The organism is Streptomyces sp. DH12 (assembly GCF_020873895.1).
Taxonomy (GTDB): domain Bacteria; phylum Actinomycetota; class Actinomycetes; order Streptomycetales; family Streptomycetaceae; genus Streptomyces.
Map to the genome: position 1 here is coordinate 1 of NZ_JAHWGT010001677.1, position 388 is coordinate 388.

Annotated in this window: 1 pseudogene; it reads left to right on the forward strand. The window is 72.9% G+C overall.

From position 1 onward, the window contains the following. Positions 1-281, forward strand: a pseudogene (locus LPA54_RS41700) (hypothetical protein); the annotation flags it as partial. Positions 282-388 lie beyond the last annotated feature (107 nt).

Below are 388 nucleotides of genomic sequence, written 5' to 3' on the forward strand. Positions count from 1 at the left end.
AGCAGCTCAACCGGCTGGTGGAGGACGCCGGCCAGGCCGGTCTTCTCGACCCGGAGGAGGCGGAACGCCTGGAGGACGCCCTGGAGCTGGGCTCGCGCCCGGTGACGGACGTCCTGCTGCGCCGTGAGTCCCTGGTGACCGTCACCCCGGCGGTCACTCCGGGGCAGATCGTGGAGCTGACCGCACGCACCGGGTACTCCCGCTTCCCGGTGGCCGCCGAGGGCGGCGCAGGTACTGCAGGACGATCCGTCCATCGCCGGAGAGGGTCACTCCTCGGATAGCTGGGGCCCCTCGGCGCACCGGGCGGGGCGGCAGGGGCGGAGGCGCTGTCGGCGCGCCTCCGCCCAACAGATTAATCAAGACGGGGGCGACTGCGGCAGGTCCGTTC